The sequence below is a fragment of the Cytobacillus sp. SAFR-174 genome, from assembly GCF_051964675.1.
GTDB lineage: Bacteria > Bacillota > Bacilli > Bacillales > Cytobacillaceae > Cytobacillus.
Window position 1 is genome coordinate 61,816 of record NZ_JBQCMZ010000008.1, and the last position, 25,100, is coordinate 86,915.

Consider the following 25,100-nt stretch of genomic DNA (forward strand, 5'->3'; position numbering starts at 1 on the left):
TGTTTTCACTGCTGCATTGTTCACACATGTCCGTCACCTCAATTGTTTTTTAGGAATATCAACTACATCGTCATTGTCTAACAAAACATGTTGTCCGGCAATTAACTTGTGAACAATTTCACAAATGTGACGATACTTTTTTACAGCTTTGCAAACAAACCAATTTATGACTTGCAATTTGCTATTAACGATATCTTTATTAGTCATGAGGTACTATTATAAAAGTAATGAAGCATATGGAGGATTTTTGAATGCTTGGAAATCAAAAAAAATACAGTAGAAGAAAAACGGCCATTGTGATCGGAGGGAGCATTGCCGGCATGCTGGCGGCGAGAGTGCTTTCAGACTCCTTCGAAAAGGTCATAATAATCGAAAAAGATGGTGAACAGCCGAAGGGCAGCCCGCGAAAAGGGGTACCACAGGCCGCTCAGGGTCATGTTCTTCTGAAGAGCGGCGAGAAAATACTTGAGGACCTTTTCCCCGGTCTGAGAGCTGAAATGATAAAAAGTGGTTCAGTTCCTGCAGATTTTTCTAATGACATAGCCTGGCACCATCATGGAAGCTGGAAAGTCAGATATGACTCAGGCTGCTCTATTATTCAGCAAAGCCGTCCATTTCTTGAATACCATCTTCGTAAAAGAATAGATCAGATTGAAAATATCCATACTTTATATAACACTAAAGCTAAAGATTTTACCTTAAATGGTTCAAGAATTACGGGTATTGAAGCGGAAACCGCAGAGGGTAATGCTATATATCCTGCCGATTTAACTGTTGATGCATCAGGTGCCAGCAGCCTTGCATTTCATTGCCTGAAAAAGCTCGGGGTGGCCCAGCCAAAGAAAACAGAGGTATCTATCAACTTATTCTATGCAAACCGTATTTACAGAAGAATTCAGTCAGATCCTGAATGGAAAAGTTTATTGGTTTATCCGAATCCTCCGCTTCAATCCTTTGGAGGAGCCATTTCTCCAACCGAGAATAATGAATGGATGATTACCCTCTTTGGATATGGTGCCAATAATCCGCCAGCGGATCACCATGAATTTCTCGAGGCAGCGAAAAACCTGGAAAAGCCGCATATTTATGAGTGCATAACAAATGGAGAACCTGCTTCAGATATAAAGGTGTACCGCTTTCCTTCCATGAGGCGATATCACTTCGAAAAAATGAAGACCTTTCCTAAAGGACTACTTGTCATGGGTGATGCTTTTTGCCGGATGGATCCGGTATTTGCGCAGGGAATGAGCATTGCTGCAAAGGAAGCAAAGGCATTGCAGGATATCCTCATAAGTGCAGGAGAAGCGGATGCGGATCCGTATAATTTCCATAGAAAAATCAGCAAAATAGTGGATATCCCCTGGTTAATTGCTTTAACTGAGGATTTCAGATTCTCCCATACAGCTGGAGCTAAACCTTTGGGACTGCCCCTTCTTCAATGGTATGTCAAAAAAGTGGTCAATGCCTGTTCCTTTGATCCCTATACATATGACTGCTTTATGAAAGTGCTCCATCTGCATGCACATCCGGCAGTATTGTTCACCCCGCGTGCAGTAAGGAATATATTTCGAAGACGAAAGAAATAAATCAATTTCCCTCTATGAATGTGGATTACTTTGCAGGTATATGTTACTCTTAATCTTTAGAATAGGAAGTGATGATATTGATAAAAATTGAAATACCAGAGCCTAATCTCGTTATTACAAGAAGCAGGCAAACGGGACAGGCAGTAGAAAGTGACCTTAGCAGTGTCTATGGGTTCACAGATTACCATAAGATACCAAGAGACAAGGGCGGCATGATTCTGTTTTTTGATGCGAAAGAAGATCTGCTCTTTGTAGGAAAAGCCCGCAAATTAAGACAGCGGGTTAAAAAGCATTTTGAAGACAATGTTTCTCCTATAAAAAATCATCGCGATGATGTCCATAAAATTGCGGTCATTTACGTGGAAGACAGCATGGAGCGCGAAATTTATGAGACTTATATCATCAATGCCCTTCAGGCAAAATATAATATCGACAAAGTATTTTACAAATAAAAAAAGGCCAGTGCGGCCTTTTTTTTGTTTAATCAATTTCTTTTTTATTTTTGCCTTTTATGAATCGGTATGTCAGATAAGCAATGTAAAGAGGAATTGCAATATAAATCAAATCGGGAAACGGGCCATATGAACCCTTGTAAATCACGTATAGAACACTTCCCAGAAAAACGGTAACAATTGTTCCGTATTTTGGAAGGGGAACTTCTTTAAAGCTGGGAATCCGGATTCTGCTTACCATAAGAAAGCAGAGTGCGGTGAATACAACCGTTGTAATGATATTGGGTATATGCTCACCAAAAAGGGTCAGTATGGCCATGATCCCGCCTGCTGCTGTTATCGGAACTCCAATAAAATAGTTCAAAGAGGATTTTGGCGGACTGATATTGAATCGGGCAAGCCGATATGCCCCAAATAAAGGAAAAAGTCCTGAAACAGCTAATCCAAGAATTCCAAATTGAAAAAAGTATGTATAAAAGACCAAAAAGGAAGGGGCTACCCCAAATGTAACAATATCTGCCAGAGAATCAAGTTCTTTTCCCAGTGTACTATCCGCTTTCAGCATTCTGGCCAACCTGCCGTCCATGCTATCAAGCATCATGCCAATTAATATTAATACGGCAGCATTTTTAAATTCTCCATTGGCAGCCATGCCGATTGAAAGAAAGCCGCAATATAAATTACCCAAAGTGACCATATTGGGGATTGTTTTAATAAAACGCACTAGTGACCATCACACTCCAAAAATTGAAAAGATTATTTTAATATATATTCCCTTTCATTATACCATTTAATCTCAGCTGCATCCTTCCCTTTCGAAATTTCCAAGGCAAAAATCCATTGTATTAGGTACTTGTCCTATACCAATTTTAAAACTCATCATTAAATATAGTAGGAGGTGATTCATTTGTTATCTTTTTATTCCCAGGGCCACTGGTGCTCGGGTAAAGAAGATTATTCAAAAGCTTCGGGTAAGATTTATGTCACCAATGACTTCATTCCCCAATTTTTTGACCAGAACACATCCATTCCATCCACAGTCAATCTAAACAGCGCTAAGGGGAAATCTGATTTTCACTTTGATCCTGAGAACAATACGATTACAGTTAAGGAAAGAGGCTTTTATTTTCTTCAGTTCAGCGTACAAGTATTTGCTGCTGCAGGACAGGCGAATCTGCCGGTGAAATTTGAGCTTCAGCGGAATGGCGGAACTCTCATCAACTCCCAAACCTCTTTTAATAACAATAATTTTGACGTTGACTATGCAACATCCACTTTATTGCTGGAGGAGCTGGAGAAGGGAGATAAGATCCGTCTTGTACTTTCCGGCCCTTCGCCTTTCCCTCAAGGAAGAGTGACTCGCCTGGATTTCGCCAGTATCACCATTTTTGAGGCATAATAAATGAAGAATCCCTAATCATCTCAAGATTAGGGACTCTTTATTCATACCGGTCATATTTTAATATTTCTCTTTGCAATACTGCTTAGAACTTCCTCATTATGTTCTCCTAATTTTGGAGGACCCCCCATTGCTGATTCTATTCCGCCATGCATTTTTACCAAAGGGTAATTTTGGGCAGTATTTAAAATTCCGTTAAATAGCGGAAAGTCTTGCAATTCGCCGGCCTCCAATACAGGAGTCAGGCAGCAATCTGCTCTTTGGCCAAATTCAGTCCACTCTTTTAATGTCCTGCTTTTAAAGAATTCGGTTATCTCCAAAAAGACAGGATTATCGCCAGAGGCAGTGGAAAGATGATAATCAATCCAATCCTCCCTTCCTGCACTCTTACAGAAGTTTATCCAGAACTTCGGCTCCAGAGCAGCAAGTGCAGCAAACCGGCTATCCTTTGTTTCATAAATAGAATAGGCAACGACTTCACCGTTTAATACCGAAAGTCCTTTAGGATACCCTGTATTACTCTCAATCAGCAAATGGTTCCCCATGGTGGAAGCCATCACTTCCGCAATCGAAATGCAATGATGCCCGCCTTGGCCGGAGATTTTGCTGGAAAGCAGGGCAGCCAGTATCCTTTCACTGGCTGCCATTCCTCCCATGAAGTCCGCTATTGTGTTGGACGGGTGAACAGGACGGCCGCTGCGGTCCTTCAACTGGGCAAGGACCCCGCTTACCGCCATATAATTTAAATCATGACTTCCTAAATATTGATAGTCTTCATTCTCACCGTAGCCTGTAAGAGAGCAATAAACGATAGTTGGTTTATGCTTTTTCACATTCTCATAATCCAGGCCAAGCTTTTTCATTACACCAGGCCGAAAACTTTCAAGCACCGCATCACTTTCTGAAATCAGCATGAGGGCAGCATTTCTTCCTTCTTCACTCTTCAGGTTAAGTGTAATGCTTTTTTTGCCGCAGTTATTGGCGGCAAACACTGCACCTGTCCCCTCTATTTTGATATCGAGATGCCTGCCGGGGTCACCGGATTCCGGTTCCACTTTTATCACTTCTGCTCCAAGCTCTGCAAGCCTCTGGGAAGCAAACGGACCAGGGAGATAGTTGGAAAAATCAATCACTCTTATGCCTTTTAACATCTTGCATTCCCTTCTTCCGGCTAGATTTTTCCTTCAGCGAACAGATCCTCCAGCTGCTTTCGAAGCATGAACTTTTGAATCTTGCCGCTCGCATTTCTTGGAAGGGCTTCACAGAATACATATTTTCTAGGGCGCTTATAATTGGCGAGTTCATCACTATTCCTGCACAATTCATCGAGTTCTTCTTCAGACAGTGCCGGATCTTTTTTGACAACGAAAGCTGTGACGGTTTCACCCCAGCGGTCATCTGGCTGGCCGATCACTGCTACATCCAGTACGCCATTATGGGTATATAAAAGATCCTCCACTTCACGGGGATAAATGTTTTCTCCGCCGCTAATGATCATATCGTCGACTCTGTCTTTGACGTACAAAAAGCCTTCGTCATCCAAATATCCGATGTCACCAGAGTGGTACCAGCCTCCATGCATGGCATGTTCGGTTGCCTCGTCCCGATTAAAATAACCACTCATCATGCATGGACCTTTTACGATGATCTCACCCGTTTCTCCCGGAGGCATCACATCATCAGGATCTGATGGACCATTCTCATTCGGCCTTACAATCCTGATCTCATGGTTTAAACAGGTCTGTCCTGCAGATCCTGCTTTCCGGATTTGATCATCTTCTGATAAAAACGTAATCGCCGGACCCATCTCGGTCATTCCATATGCCTGCACCAGAGAGATGCCTAATTTTTCTCGGCATGCATACACAAGAGCAGGAGCCATCGGTGCCGCTCCATACAGTCCCAGCTTCAGGCTTTCCAAATTATAATGGTCTAAGTTTTCCTGCAGCAGCATATTCCACATGGTCGGGGCCGCAAAAAACTTTGTAATTTTCTCTTCAGATATTAACCGCAATACTTCCTTTGCATCAAAGTGATGCAGGATGGTATTGGCAGCACCCACATGCACCCTTGGCAAAAAGGCACAGTGAAGCTCTGCGCAGTGGAACATAGGTGCAGTCACGAGTCCATTGTCACTGCTTTCAACCTTTGTCGCTCCTATAACAATCAGACTTTGTTCAGCCATATCCCTGTGTCTGTGGACTACACCCTTTGGCCTTCCCGTGGTGCCGCTTGTGTACATGATTGCGTACAAATCATTTTCATGTATTTCAATATCTATTTCATCCTTCGATGCTGCATCCACCTTTTCCCGGTAGGATGAAGCGAATGGAGGTGCATTGTCATCAATGTACCAGAACTCTGTATGCGGAAAACGCTTAGCGATGGGGGTAATGCCGGATTCCAGCATTTGTTCAAATAACACTACTTTTGGCTCTGCATCCTGGAGAATATAAGCAATTTCTTCTGACATCAGCCTAAAGTTGATCGGATTAAACACGGCGCCGATTTTTGCACAGGCAAAGAATGCTGTAGCAAGTTCCTCTGTGTTAAAGAGGCAGGTTGAAACCCTGTCACCCTTCCTGACGCCTGCATTTATTAAGGCATTGGCCAATTTATTGATCTCAAGACTCCATTCCTTATAGGTAAAACGCAGATTTTTTCTGACATCATACAGAGCTTCTTTATCCGGAAATTTCCCGGCAGTAAGATCAAAAATTCTTCCTATAGTAGTTGTCATTTTCATTCCTCCCCATTTTTTCAATCTAATCGTTCAATAATAGTCGCATTCGCCATCCCAAGACCTTCACACATCGTCTGCAGTCCATAGCGCCCTCCTGTTCTTTCGAGTTCATGCATCATGGTGACCATCAGCCGTGCACCGCTTCCGCCTAAAGGATGGCCGAGTGCAATGGCACCCCCATTTGGATTAAGCTTTGCCGGATCCGCACCTGTTTCTTTCAGCCAGGCAAGCGGTACAGGAGCGAATGCTTCGTTCACTTCGAACACATCGATGTCCTCAATAGCCAGTCCTGCTTTTTTTAACGCATTTTCTGTTGCAGCTATTGGTCCAGTCAGCATTAAAGTAGGATCTGATCCTACTGCCGTACGTGCAAGGATTTTGAACCTTGGTTTCATACCAAGCTCCTCTGCCTTTTCACGCGACATAATTAATAGGGCTGCCGCTCCATCGCTAATTTGGCTGGAATTTCCTGCATGAATCATACCATTCTCTTTAAAAACAGTTTTTAAGCTTGCCAATACTTCCAGAGAGGTTTCCTTTCTCGGTCCAGCGTCTTCTGTTACCGTCAAAAGCTGTCCATCAGACATTGTCACATCCAATGGTGCAATCTCTCTCTCAAACCGGCCTTCAGCCTGGGCATTTAAAGCCTTCTGATGACTCTCAAATGAATAGCGGTCCAGCTCTTCTCTTGTAAAGCCATATTTTTCAGCAATGCGTTCAGCTGATAAGCCCTGATGGATGATTTCATGTCTGTCTGTCAGTTTTTCACTGAAACCGACCCCCTGATAGCTGGAGCCGATAGGAACACGGGACATGCTTTCGACCCCTCCTGCGATCACAATATCCATATCCCCTGCTAAAATAGCCTGAGCTGCAAAGTGGACAGCCTGCTGGCTGGATCCGCATTGGCGGTCAATGGTTGTACCCGGCACTTCAATCGGAAACCCTGCGATCAATGCTGCAACCCTTGCAATATCCCCTGTTTGCTCGCCTATTTGCGAGACACAGCCAAGAATGACATCATCAATCATTTCCGGCTTCAGGCCTGCACGTTTCACAAGTGCCTTTAACGCTTCTGCAGCCAAATCATCCGCCCTGATGTCCTTTAATAAGCCGTTTTTTCTTCCTACTGGTGTTCTGACCCCTTCGACAATGACAGCTTCACGCATATTTACTCCTCCCTATAAACCCATGTTTTTCGCAATAATCGTTTTCATGATTTCATTTGTGCCTGCATATATGCTGGCGACTGGTATATCTCTGAACCTCCTTGCAATCTCGTATTCTTCCATATAGCCATAGCCGCCATGAAGCTGCATGCATTCAACTGCAATTTTACGGGCATTTTCCGTCAGCTTCCATTTCGCCATGGAGACCTTTGTAACTACATTTATTCCTGCCATATGCTCTGTGATCAGTTGGTCAAGGAACACCCTTCCCATTTCAATATCTGTTGCCATTTCGGCTAGTTTAAATTGGGTGTTCTGAAACTGGCTGACCGGTTTTCCAAATGCCTCGCGATTCTTTACATAATTTATTGTTAAACTAAGCATTTCTTCGGCAGCTACCTGAGCAGCAATTGCCACGACAAGCCTTTCCTGCTGCAGCTTATCCATTAAATATAGAAAACCTTTTCCCTCTTCACCAATCAGATTTTCTTTCGGAACCCTGCAATCTTCGAAAATTAACTCTGCCGTATCCTGACAATGAAGACCGACCTTGTTTAATTTCCTCCCTCTTGAAAACCCTTCTGTGCCCCTCTCGACCGCAAGCAGGCTTACGCCTTTATGCCGGGGGACGGCATTGGGGTCTGTTTTACAGGCTATGATGATTAAATCGGAATGAATTCCGTTGGTAATAAAGGTCTTTTCGCCATTCACTATGTAATGGTCCCCATCAAGCCTTGCAGTCGTTCGGATGCCTGCTAAATCAGAGCCGGCACCAGGTTCGGTCATGGCGATTGCTGTAATGGTTTCACCTGTTGCGCATTTTGGCAGCCACCTTTCCTTTTGCTCATCAGTTCCATAAGCAGTAATGTAAGGTACAACGATATCATTGTGAAGCCCAATTCCCACCATGCCGGAGCCAACCCGCTCCAGCTCTTCATTAATTACTACTGAGAAGCCCCAATCAACATTGCTTCCGCCATACTTTTCTTCGATATCAGGGCATAAAAAACCCTGTTCCCCCAACTTGCGCCAAAACTCACGGGGAATGATCCTGTCCTCTTCCCATTTGTCATAGTTCGGATAGGCTTCTTTCTCTAAGAACTTTCGCAGAGATTCTCTAAAAATTTCATGCTCTTCCTGCAGGTATGTCGCAGCCATACTATGAACCTCCGAAACTAATATTTTTTTGGCATAACACAAAGTATTATCTATCGCCTTTGTAAAGGCTTACAATTATATTGTACAATAATTAACTATATTTTTAGAACATTTAAAATTCATTTTTTAAAAAACTTTCTATCAAGGTTCACTGAGTTACTTCGACTGCATTCGGATGCCGCCATCCAGCCTGATCGTCTCTCCATTCAGCATCGGATTCACTAATATACTTTCAGCCAGCCTGGCATACTCCTCAGGATATCCAAGCCTTGAAGGAAAGGGCACCATTTTCCCCAATGAATCCCTCGCCTCCTGAGGCAGTGATTCAAACATGGGAGTGTTAAACAATCCAGGGGCAATCGTCATTACACGAATCCCATAACCCGAAAGCTCCCTGGCGATCGGCAGGGTCATTCCAACCACTCCTCCTTTGGATGCACTATATGCTGCCTGGCCAATTTGTCCTTCAAAGGCTGCGACTGAAGCCGTATTAATAATCACACCTCTTTCTCCTTGATCATTCGGGTCATTCTTTGCCATTTGTTCAGCCGCCAGACGAATGACATTAAAAGTCCCGATCAGATTAATCATAATGACCTTTTGGAACATGTCCAGAGAATGGACGCCCTTTCGGCCCAGCAGCTTTGCGGCAATTCCGATGCCGGCGCAGTTAACTGCAGTATTAATGCTGCCAAATTGTTCAGAAGCAAATGCCACTGCCCTCTGTACGTCTTCTTCTTTTGTCACATCCGTTTTCATAAAAAGAACATTTTCACCCAGTTCACTGTTAAGGTGAGCTGCCCGATCTTCCGCTAAATCTGCAATAAGGACCTTCCCTCCGCATCCGGCTATTTTTCTCACTGTCGCCTCACCAAGCCCTGAAGCCCCGCCAGTGATTATGGCTCTGCATTCTTTCACTTCCATAATGAACCTCCTTTTATTAATCAGGTTTTCTATGAAGTCATTTCCATTTGCAATGGTGATTTTCCTGCTGAATGGCTGATTAATTATCAATTCTTGTTATTGCACAAAAAAAACAGCTCCTTTTCAGAAGCTGTTTTTCTATGCCAAATTGCGATCAGCAAGAATTTCTCTCAGATGCTGTCTGACCCGATATAGTTTTGTTTTGACAGTGTTTGGGTTGAGATGGAGAATGTCCGCTATTTCTCTTTCTTTCAGTCCATGCTTTGTTTTAAGCAGGAAAACCCTTTTCTGTTCATAGGAGAGGGAATCCACATAAGCGTATATCTGCTCTTGAAGCATATTGATCTCTGCTTCCTGCCCGGTATCGCTGTACCTGCTTTGCATGCAGTTTTCAAAATCAACGGAATCCTGTATCCTCTCATTAGTCCTTCTTTCTTTTCGCACAAAATCTATTGCGGTTCTGGTCGCTATTGAAGATAACCATGATCCCAGCTTATCCTGATCATCTATGCTGTCCATTTTTTTATAAGCCTTGATCAGTGTTTCCTGTACCACATCCTGTGCCAGATAATGATCCCGGGTTATGCTGTAAGCAATATGATAAAGCCGCTTATTGTAGAGTCTGCAGATTTCCCTCATATCCATTGAAGGTTTTTTCACTGTAATCCCCCTCTCCTGTAAACTTCTCCCGAATTTATTGGAGCCGTTCTTTTATAAAATCCGGCACTGTTTTTTCAGTAAAGCTCTTAATATCAATTGATCTTTGTTCATCAAAATAGAAGGCAATAATGTAGTCACCTTCAATGTTTCCGTTTGAATTCCTCAAACCGCTTTCTATTTGTTCCTTATCCGTAATTTTGATGGAGGATTTGCTGTCAGCCATCTCTTCAAAAACTTCCTCATAAGAGTACCCTTCCGCAAAGTTAATATCGATTTCCTCCGCTTTTACAGCCAGTGCATAAGAAATATCATTGCTATTCACTTTTGCATCATTCAGCAATGACTTTTCTTCCAGCCATTTCTCAAATCTTGTATAAGAAGGATTCCAGGTCATATAAGCTTTTTTGCTGTCATTATAGTAAATCTCAATATGCGCATATGGATCGTCAATTCCCTGAAGCTCATCATAAGAAGCAGCATCCACTTCCTCAGTCAGTATCTCAACAGCTTCTTTTAGTTTTTCTCTATCTGTAATGACAGCCCGCTTTGAAACTGGCCCGGACGGGGTAATCGTGATTTTCGTAGTATCATCTGCTGATACCTGATAGATTTCATTTGTTGCCATTTTATATTCATCCGATTCATAAATCAGCTTAAGAAATGGCTTATATTCCCTTTTGTTAAAGCTGTAATCGCGGACCAGCTTTTCGCCATTCTTCAGTTCATACACAATAAAAACGGATCCGCGGCCTGAAACCTGAGCCTGTCTGTTTTCATCCTTTACCAGCTTTTCATGAAACCTTCTGACCAAATCAATATTCTCGTATTCTTTTAAGTATAGCGGTTCCTCATGATCAATATCATTATAAAGGTGAAAACTCTCGCTGAAATGGACCCGCTCAATCTCATTACTCTGCGGTATGCTTTTTTCATACTGAGTCAAGTCAAATTGGAATAAGAGGAATAAAACCGCCATTATGGCTGTATAGACCATCAATCCTTTTACATGAATAGTCACTCGCCATGATTTCTGAAGAACCATTTCGGCCGCTGTATATCCAATCAACGCTCCAAACACATATCCCGCTATTATCCAGCTCGTTCCGCCCTGCATCTCACCGAAATAACCTCCCCCGAGGAGCATCGCGCAAAACGTTACACCAAATTTAAAAATGGGCTTTGTTAACGGAAAAACAAGCGCGTGGGAAACGGCCTCCATTTTTCTCCTTTTATAGATCTGCAAGCCAAGAAAATACAGAGACACAATAAGTATCAGATAAACGGCAGTCTCCACATTTGACGGTGTGCGCATATTCATTTGCGTAAATGCAATCAAGGGAGAGAACTTTTCTAATTTGCTTTCCATGTAATATTGGCCAGGAAAGCCGAATAAATAGAAAGGCAAATTAATAGAAACTAAAATGATCAGTCCAACAGGGAGCAGGAGAAAGATATAAGTTAAGGCACCCTGTACCGCCGATAATCCCGTCAGCATTCCGACAGAGACACCTGCAAGGTAAATCACAATATTAAATAAAAGAGTGATGCCCACCCAATTGAGGATCTCCCCCATTGAATAAAAATCCTGCAAATTCATAGGCTGGTAAAGAACCAGGACAATTAAAGCAATGAGTATAACCGGCAAAATTAAGAACAGGATTCCTGTTAAAGCATATTGATGGAAAATGGACTCCCTTTTAACCGGCAGACTGTGTATTAAATCGCTATATTGTTTTACCTGTGTATATCTGAATAAGAACACAGACAAGGCCACCGGTACTGATATATTAAATATAATTTGCAGCTGGAAGCTGTATTGAAACAGATTGTCAATGTCCAGGAATTTCCGCTGTTCCTCTGAAGAATTCATTATGATATCAAGAGGAATGGCAAAGAACAGACCGAGAAAATATAAAATGGAAATCCAGCCGATACTTCTGAAGATCGTTTTTATAATTTCCTTTTTAATCAAGAATGTTTTGGACTGCATATCCAATGTCCCCCATTTCATAAATGAAAATCTCCTCTAATGTCAGGGGAAGCATATCGAATATCACTGGTTTAAATTGTTCTACATATGACGATATTTCCTTCGCATCTCCTTTTACAATGCAGATCATGATGCTGCCTCTTTTTTCTTTATAAAGGATTTTCAGCGGGTCGAAAATGGCTGGTACAGATCCTTTAAAGGCAACCTGAATTTTATGAGTATCTGTTTTAAGGTCATCAAGATCTTTTTCCAGAATCATCCGTCCATTATGCATAATGCCAACAAAATCACATAGATCTTCAACTTCGCGAAGATTATGAGAGGAAATAAGAATGGTCATTTCTCTTTCAGCAACCTCATCAATCAGCAGGCTTTTCACTTTCTTCCTCATTACGGGATCAAGCCCGTCCATAGGCTCATCCAAAATTAACACTTCCGGCCTGGCAGACAAAGCAAGGATAAAAGCAGCCTGCCGCTGAATACCTTTGGAGAATCTATGAATCTTTTTATGTATATCCATTTCAAAAATGGCAGCCAGATCTTCAAAGCGTTCTTCATCCCACATGCTGTAAATATTTTTATAGAATTGCGCCATCTGCTTAACGGTATATTGAGGCAGAAAATAGGGATGATCCTGAATAAAAAAGATCTTATTTTTCATTTGCGGGTTTTCGAACACCGGCTGGCCGTCAATGGCAATGCTTCCTTCATCCTCTGCATAAATGCCTGCCAACAGCTTTAAAAGTGTTGTCTTACCGGCTCCATTGGATCCAAGCAAGCCGTATATGGACCCTTTATTCACTTCGATGCAGACATCTTCGACAGCATCCATCTCCTCGAAGGATTTCCGCACGTTACGGATTTTGATCATCGTCTATCCCTCCTCCTATAGCTGCTTCTATTTCCTGAATGAGCTTGTATAATTCATTTTTTGTGATTCCAAGGTACAAAGCTTCTGATAAAAGCTTTGAAATTTCATTTTTCACTTTTTCTATTTTTTCGCTGTTCAGATTGGGTGTCGCTGCACTGACAAAACTGCCCTTCCCTTTTATGGAATAAATATAGCCCTGGGACTCAAGCTCCCTATATGCCTTCTGAATGGTATTAGGATTGATCGTCAGCTGCTGGGCCAGCATGCGAACGGAAGGCAGCTGTTCATCTGCTGTTAAGACCTCTGTGATGATCAGCTCTTTAAGCCGCTCAACCAGCTGTTCATATATAGGTTTTCGGCTCCTTACATCCAATTCAAACATGCTTGCCCTCCCATCTGTATGCAGTGTACTATGATTCCTAGTACAGTTAACACAGTTAGATTATATTACAAGTAATTGGAAAAGAGAAGGGGGAAATTAAACTTTTTATAAAAAGAAAAAAACTGGTTCAGCCAAAGGGCTAAACCAGTCCAAAGTGTTCTTATTTAGCAGATTTCACATTCACCGGTGGCGGAGGCAAAATCATGTTGGAACGCCTGTTATTTGTTGCAATTATATAAACAGCTGCGACTGCTATGGCAACTGCAATGAAGGAACCGATATTGAAAATCCCTTTTTGCGAATACCAGACAATCGAGTAACCTACAGATCCTGCCAGCAGGGCGTAGTAGAAGAATGGGAATAACGTTTTGCGGATGACAGCGCCTTCTTTTCCGACAAGTCCCACAACAGCTGATGCAGCAACGACGTTATGCACACAAATCATGTTCCCAGCTGCTCCTCCGACTGCCTGAAGGGCTACAATCCAGGTTGCATCCACCCCGATCTGTGAGCCGACGTCATATTGGAATAATGCAAACATCATATTACTGACGGTATTACTTCCGGCAATAAAGGCACCGATGCCCCCAATGAAGGTGGCAAAAAACGGCCAGAATTCTCCCGCAAGCGCCGCAGCACCGTTCGCGAGCTCGATCGGCATCTGATTATAGCCTGCTTCTCCCCCGCCGGTGTTGATAAATACCTGTACCATCGGAACCGTGAAAATTAAGGCTGTTGAAGCAGCTACAGTGGTCTTTCCTGAATCTGCCCAGGCTTTTTTGTATGAACTTGCATTCATTCCATGGATGAAATATGTGATAACAGATACAAGAATAAAAATCGTTCCCGGCAAATACAGCGGCTGGAAGCTTGAAGTGATGCCGGAATCAAAAATGTTTTCAAATTTGACCGTCCACGCCTGAAGCCACTCTAAAAATGGAAGCGATTTCAGTCTCGACATTACTAAAAACAGGCCGACTAAAACATATGGCGTCCATGCACGCATCATGCTCATGCTTCCGCTCTTGTGAGCAACAGCTTTAATTTCCAGCTTTCCAGTCCATTCAGGATTCCACTTGGATTTCTCTTCGAAATCCCAAACCTGATCCTTTGGCGGCATAAGAAAGCCTTTTTTAGCTGCAAAAACAACAATTGCTAAACCAGCTAATCCCCCGATCATAGATGGGAATTCAGGTCCAAGGACATTTGCTACAATAACGTAAGGGATTGTCATGGCAAAAGCTGCAAAAAGTGCAAACTTCCAGATTTTTATCCCTTCCGTAAATGATTTATTTTTGCCGAAAAATCTTGTCATTAAAGCTACTACAAATAAAGGAATTAATGTTCCCGCAATCATGTGGAGAATAGCTACTTGTCCGGCGATTTGAGTTACTAATCCAAGCAGGTTATCGGTAAGGCTGGCATTGCCAGATAAACCGGTCTGAACGCCGACAAGCATCGGTGTGCCTACAGCACCAAATGACACCGGTGTACTTTGAATGACCATTCCGGCAATAACTGCGGCCATAGCCGGAAAACCAAGGCCAACTAAAAGCGGAACAGCTACTGCGGCTGGAGTACCAAACCCGGATGCGCCTTCAATGAAAGAACCAAACAGCCAGGCGATGATAATTACTTGTATTCGGCGGTCAGGCGATATATCTGTGAATCCCTGACGAATGGTTTTTAAACCGCCGCTTTCCTGAAGGGTATTTAGAAGCAGAATAGCGCCGAAAATAATATAAAGAAGTGTTCCGGCGACAACCAGGCCATTGATGGATGCAGCGGCAACTTTGGCCCCTGAAACTTTCCATACCAATAGAGCAAGAACTACTGCTACAAGGTATGAGATTGGCATCGCCTTACTTGCCGGCCATCTCAATCCGACAAGAAATACTGCAACTGCAATAATTGGCAATAAAGATAGTAAAGCTAACATTCCAGTACTCAAATTACGTTTCCCCCTTTGTTTTGTAATAGCGAACAATGATTGCACTTTGTTGCGGATAGCAAAACATGTTATATAACTATAATGGTTTTGTTATACAACATGGCATTAGGCTTATTTACATTATACAAACATTTTTTATAATTTCAATAATATTTGGAAAATTTAATCTATGTATTTACACAAAAATATTTGTATGTATATACAAAAAAATTAGCTCAATATATCTTTTTATCGAGATATATCGAGCTAATTACTAATTGATTCGGCTTACATGACCAAGACGTGCGGAAATGCCTTGTCCTGTCCTTACCATTATGGATTTTAATGCATCAAGCCGATCATCTGTCATCCTCATGGTCGGGCCTGAAATACTGACTGCAGCAATAACCTTGCCAAGGTGGTCAAAAATAGGAACGGCAACACACGTAATTCCGTATTCATTTTCTTCCAGATCAAGAGCATATCCTTTTTGCCTTACCTGACCCAATTCTTTCATGAAATCGTCTTTATCCGTTATGGTTTTATCTGTATGGACCGGCATCCCTTTTCTTTCAAGAATATCGGACACAATGCTTGAAGGCAGGTGTGCCAGAATGGCCTTGCCGACAGATGTGCAATGCATCGGAGCGCGCTTCCCGACTTTTGAATGCATTCTTAATGTCTCGTTGCCCTCAAGCTTCTCGATGTACACAACCTCTCCCTGATCGTAAACGACTAAATGAATGACTTCATTTGTTTCATTTTCAAGCTCCTGCAGAAAAGGCCTTGCTTCTGCACGCAAATCGATTGATTCAAGCAGCTTTGAACTGATCTCGAGGAATTTATACCCTAATTTGTACTTGCCGGTTTCGGTGTCCTGCTCTATATATCCATACTCAACCAGGGTAGATAGAATACGATAAACAGAGCTTTTGTTGATGTCGATCTGATTGGCAATTTCCGTTACACCAAGACCGGTTTTTTTCAGGCTGATCAATGTAATTATATCCAACGCCCTGCTGACGGACTTGACCATATTTTCTCTTTCCACAATACTCACCTCAGGTGCAAATACCATAATTCAATCTACTTGAATTATACCGTTTTTGCGCTTTCACGTGCCACTGCAAATGTATTGCGCAGTGTTCCTATCTCTTTGATTTTACATTCGATAACATCACCTGATCTGACCATCTCAGCTCCAACAGGACTTCCTGTAAGGATTACGTCACCCGGCTTTAGTGTCATGACATTTGACAGGTAGGAAATCATTTTACGAATTGGAATAATCATTAGATCTGTGCTGCTGTTCTGTTTTTCTGTGCCGTTTAATTTTGCTTCAACCTTTACCTCAAACGGATCCAGTTCAGTTTCGATTACGGGACCCAGCGGAGTAAAACTGTCAAAGGATTTGCCAATTGTCCAATGTCCATCATTATGGAAAAATTGCGGAGCAGTCACATCATTCCCCACTGTGTAGCCGAAAACATAATCAAGTACATCTGACTCTGCTACATTTTTTGCTTCTCTGCCAATGACGACAGCCAGTTCTGATTCGAATTTCACCTCTTCAATGCCTTCAGGTATGATAATATCCTCATCTGGTCCAATAACAGAAGATACAGGCTTGAAGAAGAATACAGGAATTTCAGGGAGTGTCTCAGGCAAATCCGATTTTTCGGACACATAGTTGGCTCCAATTCCAATGATCTGATTAGGAACCAGGGGCGCAAGCTGTTTTGCTTCATTTTGGGAAAAGCTCTGTCCTGTATACTCCCAGTCTCCGAAAATATCCCCTTTAATTTCTTTATAAATACCCTCTTCTAATACTCCTGCTTGTACTTCTCCATTAACTTCAAATCTTGTAAATTTCATTATTCTTCCACTCCCCTCAAGTACTTTAAGTCTGAATTAGAAAATGCTCTTTTGAATAAAATGTTTTTTTTCGCCAACAATGTTGTCCGTTGATTTCCGCTCAAGGGTGCTCGCTTTCCGCGTGGCTGGCAGTGAGCCTCCTCGACGCTGCGCGTCTGCGGAGTCTCATCTTCCGCTGCAATCAACTCAGCGAATAATATACATAAAGTAACAAACCTTGTGAGAACAGTCTTAGAAAAACAGGGCACCTGCATGCCCTGTTCTGAAATTATTACTGTTTAACAGCGTATTTTGACTTCGCTTCAAGACGGCGGCGGTGCAGAATTGGTTCTGTATAGCCGTTTGGCTGATCATAGCCTTCGAAAACAAGGTCACATGCTGCCTGGAATGCAACCGATTGATCGAAATCAGCTGCCATTAGGCGGTATGCGGTATCTCCACTGTTTTGTTCATCAACTACCTTAGCCATTTTCTTAAGTGTCTCAAGCACTTGTTCCTTCGTGCAGATGCCATGGTGAAGCCAATTGGCAACATGCTGGCTCGAAATCCTTAATGTCGCACGGTCCTCCATTAAACCAATATTATTGATATCAGGTACTTTGGAACAGCCGATGCCCTGCTCAACCCAGCGTACCACATATCCGAGGATACCCTGTGCGTTGTTTTCCAGTTCTTCCTGGATCTCCTCTTGAGTCCATTGCGGATTTTCTGCAACAGGTATCTGCAGAATTTCGTCACGAAGGTCTGTAACTTCCTCCAGCAGCTTGTTTTGCACCTTCTGAACTTCTACCTGATGGTAATGCAAGGCATGAAGGGTGGCTGCAGTTGGAGACGGTACCCAGGCAGTATTAGCGCCGGCGTTCAAATGGCCGATCTTTTGCTCCATCATATCTGCCATCATATCAGGCATAGCCCACATGCCTTTTCCAATTTGCGCACGTCCCTGGAAGCCTGTTTCAAGGCCTGTATTGACATTGGATTTTTCATAGCCTTTTAGCCAGGCTGTGGCTTTCATATCATTCTTTCGGATCATCGGGCCAGCTTCCATGGAAGTGTGCATCTCATCCCCGGTACGATCAAGGAATCCGGTGTTTATGAAAACAATGCGCTCCTTTACTTCACGGATGCAGGCTGCAAGATTCAAGGAAGTACGGCGCTCCTCATCCATTACACCTATTTTCAATGTGTTCCGCTCCAGTCCAAGCAGATCTTCCGTCCGGTCGAATAACTCGTTTGCAAAAGCAACCTCTTTGGAACCGTGCATTTTTGGCTTAACAATATAAATGGATCCCTCAGATGTGTTTTGGTATGGTCCATTTCCAAGCAATGTATGCTTCCCAATCAAGGAAGTAACTACCGTATCGAGGATCCCTTCCTGCACTTCATTACCGTCTGCATCCAAAATAGCGTTAATGGACATTAAATGTCCTACATTCCTGACAAACATCAATGAGCGTCCAGGTAATGAAAACTCCTTCCCTTCAGCAGACACATATGAACGGTCAGGATTCAATGTGCGTGTCATTGATTTAGAGCCCTTTGTGAAGGCTGCGGAAAGGTCACCTTTCATTAAACCGAGCCAGTTGCGGTATACAAGGACCTTGTCTTCAGCATCAACTGCTGTTACTGAATCCTCACAGTCCATAATTGTGGTAATTGCAGCTTCAAGTAAGACATCCTTCACTCCGGCATCATCCGTTTTTCCAATTGGGTGGCTTCTGTCAAACTGAATCTCAAAATAAAGGCCATTATTCTTTAAGAGTACTGCAGAAGGCTGATCCGGCTCTCCCTGGTATCCGGCAAACTTTACCTCTTCTTTTAGTTTTGCAGTTTCCCCATTGCTCAGCACAACTGCCAGTTTCCCTTCATCAACCTTGTACTGTACAGCGTCTTTATGCGAACCGCTTGAGAGAGGAACGGTTTGGTCAAGGAATTCCCTGGCAAACGCAATAACCTTTTCTCCCCTTACAGGATTATATCCGCCGTCCCTATTTGCCCCGTTTTCTTCACTGATTGCATCTGTGCCGTATAGTGCATCGTACAAGCTTCCCCACCGGGCATTTGCAGCATTGATCGCATATCTCCCGTTATTAACTGGAACGACCAATTGCGGTCCGGCCTTCACAGCTACTTCTTCATCGACATTTTCTGTAGTAATTTTAAAATCTTCGGCTATTGGCTCAAGATAGCCGATCTCTTCCAAAAATGACTTATAGCTATTAAAATCAAAATTCTGGTTTTCCCTGTGCCAAGTGTTCAGCTTATGCTGAATTTCATCACGCTTTGCAAGCAATGCTTTATTTTTAGGGGTCAGATCATTTATAAGCGCTTCCAAACCTGACCAGAATTGCTCCTGATCCACGCCGCTTCCCGGCAAAGCCTCGGAATTAATAAATTCATAGAGCTCCCTTGCAACCTGCAGGCTTCCTGTTTTCACATAGTTCTCCATTATTCATTTCCTCCTCTGATTGCTGCTTTTAATTTCCGCTGTTTCTTATTACAAAACAGCGTTTCTAACTTTCTCTTAAAAAAATAATAGCATGTTTTCAAAAGTATTTTCAATAATTTTCACACAATTTTATGCTTCTCTGATTTCAATGCCAGCCTTTCACCAGAAAAGGCTGGCCATTTTTTATGAAATTGCCTGGGCCTTCATCTCTTTCTTAACTTCAGCACATCTGCCCGGCGATGGGAACAGCTTTCCTGCATTTAAAAGATTATGAGGATTAAAGACTTCCCGGATCTCTGTCTGGGCAGCGATTTCCTCTTCTGTGAAAACAAAGCGCATTTCTTCCCGCTTCTCAATACCGACGCCATGTTCTCCAGTAATGGTCCCTCCAACATCCGCGCATACCTTCAGACATTGGCTTCCAGCTTCAAGCGCTTTCTCTGATTCACCTGGTATCCGTGCATCAAAAAGTACAAGGGGATGAAGATTTCCGTCTCCTGCATGAAAAATATTCGCAATCCTTAAACCCGATTCACTGCTGATCTGATTGATTTTGCTTAAAACCTCAGGCAGCCTGCTTCGGGGAATAACCCCATCCTGAACCAGATAATCAGGAGAAATGGCTCCCATGGCACCAAAGCCCGTCTTCCGGTTCGCCCACCATCTGGCTCTTTCCTCTTCACTTCCGGCCGCCCGTACTTCACGAACATTCCTCTTTCGGCATACCTCCAGGATCTGGTCAATCTGTTCCTGAATTCCCGCAGCAATCCCATCCACTTCAATCAGGAGAACTGCTTCGATATCTTTTGGATGGCCTACCGGAAAAGCAGCAGCTTCCACCCCTTCAATAGCAGTTTTATCCATCATTTCAAGGGCTGCCGGCACGATACCTGCAGAAATTATGTCTGATACAGCCTGGCTTCCATCATCAACCCGGTCAAAGTAAGCAAGAACAGTCTGTTTTCCTTCAGGATTTTTCAGAACCCTGACTGTTATTTTTGTCACTATGCCAAGGGTTCCTTCAGAGCCTGTAATCAGACCAAGCAAATCATATCCCGGAGCATCCGGAATACCGTCTTTACCAATTTCCACTATTTCGCCATTAGGCATGACCACTTCAAGTCCAAGAATATGGTTTGTCGTAACTCCGTATTTCAGACAATGAGCACCGCCGGCATTTTCTGCGACATTGCCCCCAATTGTACAGCAATATTGGCTGGATGGATCTGGCGCGTAATAATATCCTTTATCAGATATGGAATTAGTGAGTTTCAGATTGACAAAACCAGGTTCTACAACGGCACGGCGATTTTCCAGATCTACGCTGATAAGCTTTTTCATCCTGACCATACTGATAATGATTTCTCCATTAAGAGGTATGGCTCCGCCGCTGAGCCCTGTTCCTGCTCCCCTTGCCAGGAAGGGAAGCTCGTTTTCCGAGCAATATTTTACAATCTCCGCCACTTCTTGTGTGTTTTTAGGAAAAACGACTGCCTTCGGCAAATGTTTATGAATCGTAAATCCGTCACAGTCATAGGCAACAAGATCTTCTTTCAGGTAAAGAATGGAACGGGCACCGCCAACGATATCAGCCAAATTTAAGATGTGTTTGTCCTTTGATTTAACCCGGTCTTTTGCTTTCACTCTTCTCCCTCCCTCATACTGTCTTCCTTCTTATAAGCCCAGTCCAGAAGCTGGACAGTATGGACGATTTTCTGGTTTCTGCCGTATTTTTGAACTCCCATTGCCATCTGCAGCATACAGCCGGGATTCCCCATAGAGATCATTTCCACATCATCGGGAACATTCTCCATTTTGCTCTCAAGGACTGCATTGGCCATTTCCGGATTGGTAATATTGTAGATTCCTGCACTTCCGCAGCAGCGGTCTGAATTAGGCATATGAACCATGTCTACACCTGGAATATCAAGGAGAATATCCCGCGGCTGCTGACGAATCCCCTGTCCATGGGCTAAATGGCAGGCATCATGATACGTAATTCTGGTGTTCATCTCAGCCTTTGGCTTTTCATAGCCTGTTTCATGAAGAAATTTTGAGATATCCTCTACCTTTTCCGAAAACTCTTCCGCCTTTGCATGCATTTCCGGATCTTCCTTAAATAATTCTGCGTATTCCTTCATCATGCACCCGCAGCCGGCAGCATTAACAATCACTTTATCAAAGTCCTTGAATGCCTCCATATTCTGTTTTGCCAGCTTCCTGCCCATATCACGGTCTCCCGCGTGAACATGCAGGGCACCGCAGCACGTCTGATTTTGGGGAATGACAACATCATTTCCATTCCTGGTCAGTACATTGATAGTGGATTCATTAATATCGCTGAACATGACATCCATTACACAGCCGGTCAGCATGGCAACTTCCTGCTTTGTCTCCCCTGTTGCTTTAATTACTTTTACGTCTTTATATTTCTTTTTAACAGGCTCTTTCACTTCAGGCATGATGGATTCCATATCTACGAGGTGCTGCGGCATGACATTGATTAATTTAGTTTTGCGGACGGCTTTTTGCATTCCGCTTTTTTGATAAAATCTCAGAAGGCTGCCGAGCGTATTTAAGCGATTCTGGTGCGGGAATAGATCATGAAGAAAAAACTTGCTGATGGCTCCTTTTACACCTGTCAATGGCATTGCCTGACGAATCTGCCCCCGTGCTTCCTCAATCAAACCTCCCACATCCACATCAGCCGGGCATGCAGTTGTACAGGCGCGGCAATCCAGACATTGAAACACAGGGTCCATGAATTGCTCATTTACTTGAAGCTTCCCTTCTGCCACTGATTTGATTAAGTGAACACGCCCCCTCGGGGAATGCTGTTCCTGGCCCGTCTGTTCATATGTCGGGCAAGATTCCAGACACATGCCGCAATGGACACAGTCAGCCCATTTCTTCTCATCGGGCGGATCGCTCCATAAATAGTTTCCTAATCCTGACGTACATGGCGGTTCTTGCTTTAAATCGAGTTCCCGCACACTCATTTAAATCCCTCCTATAAATCTGTTTGGATTTAAGGTTTTATTTGGATCCACCTTTGTTTTAATGCCCTGCAGCAAAAAGAAATAAGAAGGTTTATTGCCCCATACCTCCACTTTTTTCCGGAGCTCGAATGGCAGATGTTTGACAATTGCATAGCCGCCGGCTTTTTCAGCAATCTGCCTTACCAGTGTGACTGCATTGGCGACATCAGACTCTGCACCTCTGATCGTTACTTGACTCAATCCGTGGCCAAGTCCTCCATGCGACTCGATTTTTACATTAAATCGGTCCTGGAGTAGTTCTGTTTCCTTTAACACGCTTACCGCTTCAAGATTTACAGTTCCAATTTTAAGGGTGGCTTCGGTTTGGATTGGCAATTCCCCATCTAATCCATTGGGGATGTGCCTGTAAAAACGGTGCCAAAACAATTCCGCTTTTTCCTTTGGATTTATAAACAATTCCGCATCATCAGGCAGCATATTTCTCACGAATTCTTCCTGATAGCGGACAGAGCTTTCCACATCTTCAAAACTCATCGCTATAGTGTAGGCGTTTATTCCGGCAAGCTTATCAGAAAGTACAGGATTCAGCAGTTCAAGCGAGACGGGTTCAATCATAGAATCCAAAACCTTCACTGCAAAAGCTTTAGTACCCTCCTGATTCCCTTTTGGAAAAGAAACAAGAACCAGGCTTTCGCATTTAGGTATAGGACGAAGCTTTAAGGTGATTTCAGAAATGACACCAAGTGTGCCCATTGCCCCTATAAATAGTTTATTCATATCATAGCCGGCCACATTTTTTACGACTCTTCCACCAGATCGGATTACTTTCCCATCCGGGTATACAGTCCTTAAACCAATGACTGCATCACGGGCTGAACCGTAGCCCAATCTTTTGGGTCCGCTTTCATTTGCAGCAATAATCCCGCCTATTGTGGCATTTTCAGGCCAATAAGGATCGAGGGATATTTTTTGATTATGCTGTGCCAGATAATCCTGAAGGTCTTTAAAGCGAGTTCCCGCTTTTACTGTTAAAGTCATATCACCGGGCGTGTGTTCCACAATCCCTGTATATTTTTCAAGCGATAGAAGTATATCCGTTTTTTCGGTTAAGCCACCGAACCCCCGTTTTGTGCCGCCGCCCATTATGGTAATGGTTAAACCATTCGAATCTGCATGCTTAAGTACAGCTGCAATTTCCTCTTCTGTTTCCGGAAAAACAACCATATCTCCGGAATTGCCAAATGGGTTTGAAGCTTCACTTTTACTAATCTGGTCTTCTCTAAAATAATTTTTTAAAGCACTTATCGATTCTGCTGCAATCAACCTATCCACCGCCTCTTGTTTCGTAATAACAAACAATGTTTCTGGTAATTTCCAAAAAACATCATTGCTCCTGAAGGATACTCATCTGCAATAGTTTCTCAACCAATTCTAAATGGTCAACCATGTTTTTATGTGCCTGATCGGGCTGCTTATTCTTAATAGACAAATAGATTTCCAAATGCTGCTCCTCAATTTTTCTCGCAATGTCAGCCCGTGTTTCAAGGTAATGGTGAAAATCAATCATGGACTTTTTCAATGTTTCAGAAATGAACTGTACAAATTGGATAAGGATATCATTACCTGCTGCACGGGCAATGGCCATGTGAAACTGGTAGTCCTCCTCCCATCCATGGAGAGCTGCATCTGAAATAAGTCTCTTCATCAGTGCCAAATCCTCTTCCGACCTATTTGCAGCTGCCATTTCAGCAAGCCCTGTTTCCACCATTTTTCTTGCCTGGAACAACTCCTGGATGTCTTTTATGTCCGGATGCAAATGCGGATTGTTAAACAGCTTAGAAGAATCAAACCTGGTTATATAAGTGCCTTCCCCCTGCTTAACCTGAACAATCCCTTTGCCCTGCAAAGAGGTTAAGGCGTCTCTGACAGCTGACCGTCCTACACCAAATAATTCACACAGCTCTCTTACTGAAGGGAGCTTATCTCCAGGTTTAAAGGATCCTTTGGCAATCATATCTTCAATTTGCTCAGCAGCAATCTCAGAAATTTTGCGTGTTGAAATCTTTTTCACATTCATCCTCACGCCCCCTTTCTTTGCAGACATCACATATCTGATAAGTTATTTGTTATTTACTATTTAATCATGCTTAATTGTAATAATCAATAAAATATTTTGAATTTATTAAAAATTCTCTTGTTTGGATGGGTGGAGTTGTGTTTGAGCGCTGGAGGAACTTCGGACTAAGGGGGAGGTAATCTAGGAGATTGGGTCTGAACTTAGAGCAACTTCTGACTCAGATAGAGGAAATCTTGTAAACTGAGTATGAACTTAGAGCAGCTTCTGACTCAAATAGAGGAAATCTAGGAGATTGAGTCCGAACTTGGAGCAACTTCTGACTCAGATAGAGGGAATCTAGGAGATTGAGCCCGACCTTGGAGCAGCTTCTGACTCAAATAGAGGAAATCTAGGAGATTGAGTCCGAACTTGGAGCAACTTCTGACTCAGATAGAGG

The 25,100-nt window shown here is 43.0% G+C and carries 21 protein-coding genes; 3 read left to right on the forward strand and 18 right to left on the reverse strand.

Annotated features, from left to right (window positions below; all coding sequences use genetic code 11):
- The first annotated feature begins 251 nt into the window (after positions 1-251).
- Both ACTHRG_RS10420 and ACTHRG_RS10425 read left to right on the forward strand, forming a co-directional pair.
- The gene (locus tag ACTHRG_RS10420; protein WP_440231151.1) at positions 252-1,586 is read left to right on the forward strand and encodes an FAD-dependent oxidoreductase; all 1,335 of its coding nucleotides are present in this window, start codon (positions 252-254) and stop codon (positions 1,584-1,586) included.
- Positions 1,587-1,663: 77 nt separating this feature from the next.
- Positions 1,664-2,038, forward strand: a complete 375-nt coding sequence (locus ACTHRG_RS10425) for a nucleotide excision repair endonuclease (RefSeq protein ID WP_076259226.1) — start codon at positions 1,664-1,666, stop codon at positions 2,036-2,038.
- 28 nt (positions 2,039-2,066) lie between these two features.
- Here the strand turns inward: ACTHRG_RS10425 and pssA are convergent, their stop codons facing one another.
- Positions 2,067-2,762: a CDP-diacylglycerol--serine O-phosphatidyltransferase gene (gene pssA, locus ACTHRG_RS10430; protein WP_440231152.1), complete on the reverse strand. Its 696-nt coding sequence runs from the start codon at positions 2,760-2,762 to the stop codon at positions 2,067-2,069.
- 183 nt (positions 2,763-2,945) lie between these two features.
- Here pssA and ACTHRG_RS10435 point away from each other — a divergent pair, with 183 nt between their 5' ends.
- Entirely contained in the window at positions 2,946-3,437 is a 492-nt protein-coding gene (locus tag ACTHRG_RS10435) for a hypothetical protein (RefSeq protein ID WP_440231153.1), read from the forward strand.
- A 53-nt stretch (positions 3,438-3,490) separates the two neighbouring features.
- Here the strand turns inward: ACTHRG_RS10435 and ACTHRG_RS10440 are convergent, their stop codons facing one another.
- From ACTHRG_RS10440 to ACTHRG_RS10520, 17 genes are all read right to left on the reverse strand, one after another.
- Complete coding sequence (locus tag ACTHRG_RS10440) at positions 3,491-4,588, reverse strand: CaiB/BaiF CoA transferase family protein (protein WP_440231154.1); 1,098 nt, start codon at positions 4,586-4,588, stop codon at positions 3,491-3,493.
- A gap of 20 nt (positions 4,589-4,608) precedes the next feature.
- Positions 4,609-6,177, reverse strand: a complete 1,569-nt coding sequence (locus ACTHRG_RS10445; protein ID WP_440231155.1) for a fatty acid--CoA ligase — start codon at positions 6,175-6,177, stop codon at positions 4,609-4,611.
- A 20-nt stretch (positions 6,178-6,197) separates the two neighbouring features.
- Positions 6,198-7,349, reverse strand: a complete 1,152-nt coding sequence (locus tag ACTHRG_RS10450) for a thiolase family protein (RefSeq protein WP_440231156.1) — start codon at positions 7,347-7,349, stop codon at positions 6,198-6,200.
- A gap of 12 nt (positions 7,350-7,361) precedes the next feature.
- The gene (locus ACTHRG_RS10455; RefSeq protein ID WP_440231157.1) at positions 7,362-8,507 is read right to left on the reverse strand and encodes an acyl-CoA dehydrogenase family protein; all 1,146 of its coding nucleotides are present in this window, start codon (positions 8,505-8,507) and stop codon (positions 7,362-7,364) included.
- Positions 8,508-8,663: 156 nt separating this feature from the next.
- On the reverse strand, positions 8,664-9,431 hold the full coding sequence (locus ACTHRG_RS10460; protein ID WP_440231158.1) for a 3-hydroxyacyl-CoA dehydrogenase: 768 nt from the start codon (positions 9,429-9,431) through the stop codon (positions 8,664-8,666).
- Between the two features lie 138 nt (positions 9,432-9,569).
- Positions 9,570-10,091, reverse strand: coding sequence for an RNA polymerase sigma factor (locus ACTHRG_RS10465; protein WP_286148700.1), 522 nt, complete (start codon positions 10,089-10,091; stop codon positions 9,570-9,572).
- 34 nt (positions 10,092-10,125) lie between these two features.
- On the reverse strand, positions 10,126-12,102 hold the full coding sequence (locus tag ACTHRG_RS10470; RefSeq protein WP_440231159.1) for a DUF6449 domain-containing protein: 1,977 nt from the start codon (positions 12,100-12,102) through the stop codon (positions 10,126-10,128).
- Entirely contained in the window at positions 12,056-12,952 is an 897-nt protein-coding gene (locus ACTHRG_RS10475) for an ABC transporter ATP-binding protein (protein WP_076259206.1), read from the reverse strand. The genes ACTHRG_RS10470 and ACTHRG_RS10475 overlap by 47 nt, the downstream gene beginning before the upstream one ends.
- Positions 12,936-13,334, reverse strand: a complete 399-nt coding sequence (locus tag ACTHRG_RS10480) for a GntR family transcriptional regulator (RefSeq protein WP_076259204.1) — start codon at positions 13,332-13,334, stop codon at positions 12,936-12,938. Before ACTHRG_RS10480 ends, ACTHRG_RS10475 begins: the two co-directional genes overlap by 17 nt.
- Positions 13,335-13,494: 160 nt before the next feature.
- On the reverse strand, positions 13,495-15,285 hold the full coding sequence (locus ACTHRG_RS10485; RefSeq protein WP_076259201.1) for an L-lactate permease: 1,791 nt from the start codon (positions 15,283-15,285) through the stop codon (positions 13,495-13,497).
- Positions 15,286-15,538: 253 nt separating this feature from the next.
- Positions 15,539-16,315 (reverse strand): IclR family transcriptional regulator, encoded by a 777-nt coding sequence (locus ACTHRG_RS10490; RefSeq protein ID WP_076259328.1) that lies wholly within the window; start codon positions 16,313-16,315, stop codon positions 15,539-15,541.
- 44 nt (positions 16,316-16,359) lie between these two features.
- Entirely contained in the window at positions 16,360-17,139 is a 780-nt protein-coding gene (locus ACTHRG_RS10495) for a fumarylacetoacetate hydrolase family protein (RefSeq protein ID WP_076259198.1), read from the reverse strand.
- 271 nt (positions 17,140-17,410) lie between these two features.
- Complete coding sequence (locus tag ACTHRG_RS10500) at positions 17,411-19,588, reverse strand: malate synthase G (protein WP_076259196.1); 2,178 nt, start codon at positions 19,586-19,588, stop codon at positions 17,411-17,413.
- Between the two features lie 183 nt (positions 19,589-19,771).
- Positions 19,772-21,232: an FAD-linked oxidase C-terminal domain-containing protein gene (locus tag ACTHRG_RS10505; RefSeq protein WP_076259194.1), complete on the reverse strand. Its 1,461-nt coding sequence runs from the start codon at positions 21,230-21,232 to the stop codon at positions 19,772-19,774.
- Positions 21,229-22,587 (reverse strand): (Fe-S)-binding protein, encoded by a 1,359-nt coding sequence (locus tag ACTHRG_RS10510; RefSeq protein ID WP_076259191.1) that lies wholly within the window; start codon positions 22,585-22,587, stop codon positions 21,229-21,231. Before ACTHRG_RS10510 ends, ACTHRG_RS10505 begins: the two co-directional genes overlap by 4 nt.
- Complete coding sequence (locus tag ACTHRG_RS10515) at positions 22,588-23,910, reverse strand: FAD-binding oxidoreductase (RefSeq protein WP_076259188.1); 1,323 nt, start codon at positions 23,908-23,910, stop codon at positions 22,588-22,590.
- Between the two features lie 61 nt (positions 23,911-23,971).
- Entirely contained in the window at positions 23,972-24,664 is a 693-nt protein-coding gene (locus ACTHRG_RS10520; RefSeq protein ID WP_076259186.1) for a FadR/GntR family transcriptional regulator, read from the reverse strand.
- Positions 24,665-25,100 lie beyond the last annotated feature (436 nt).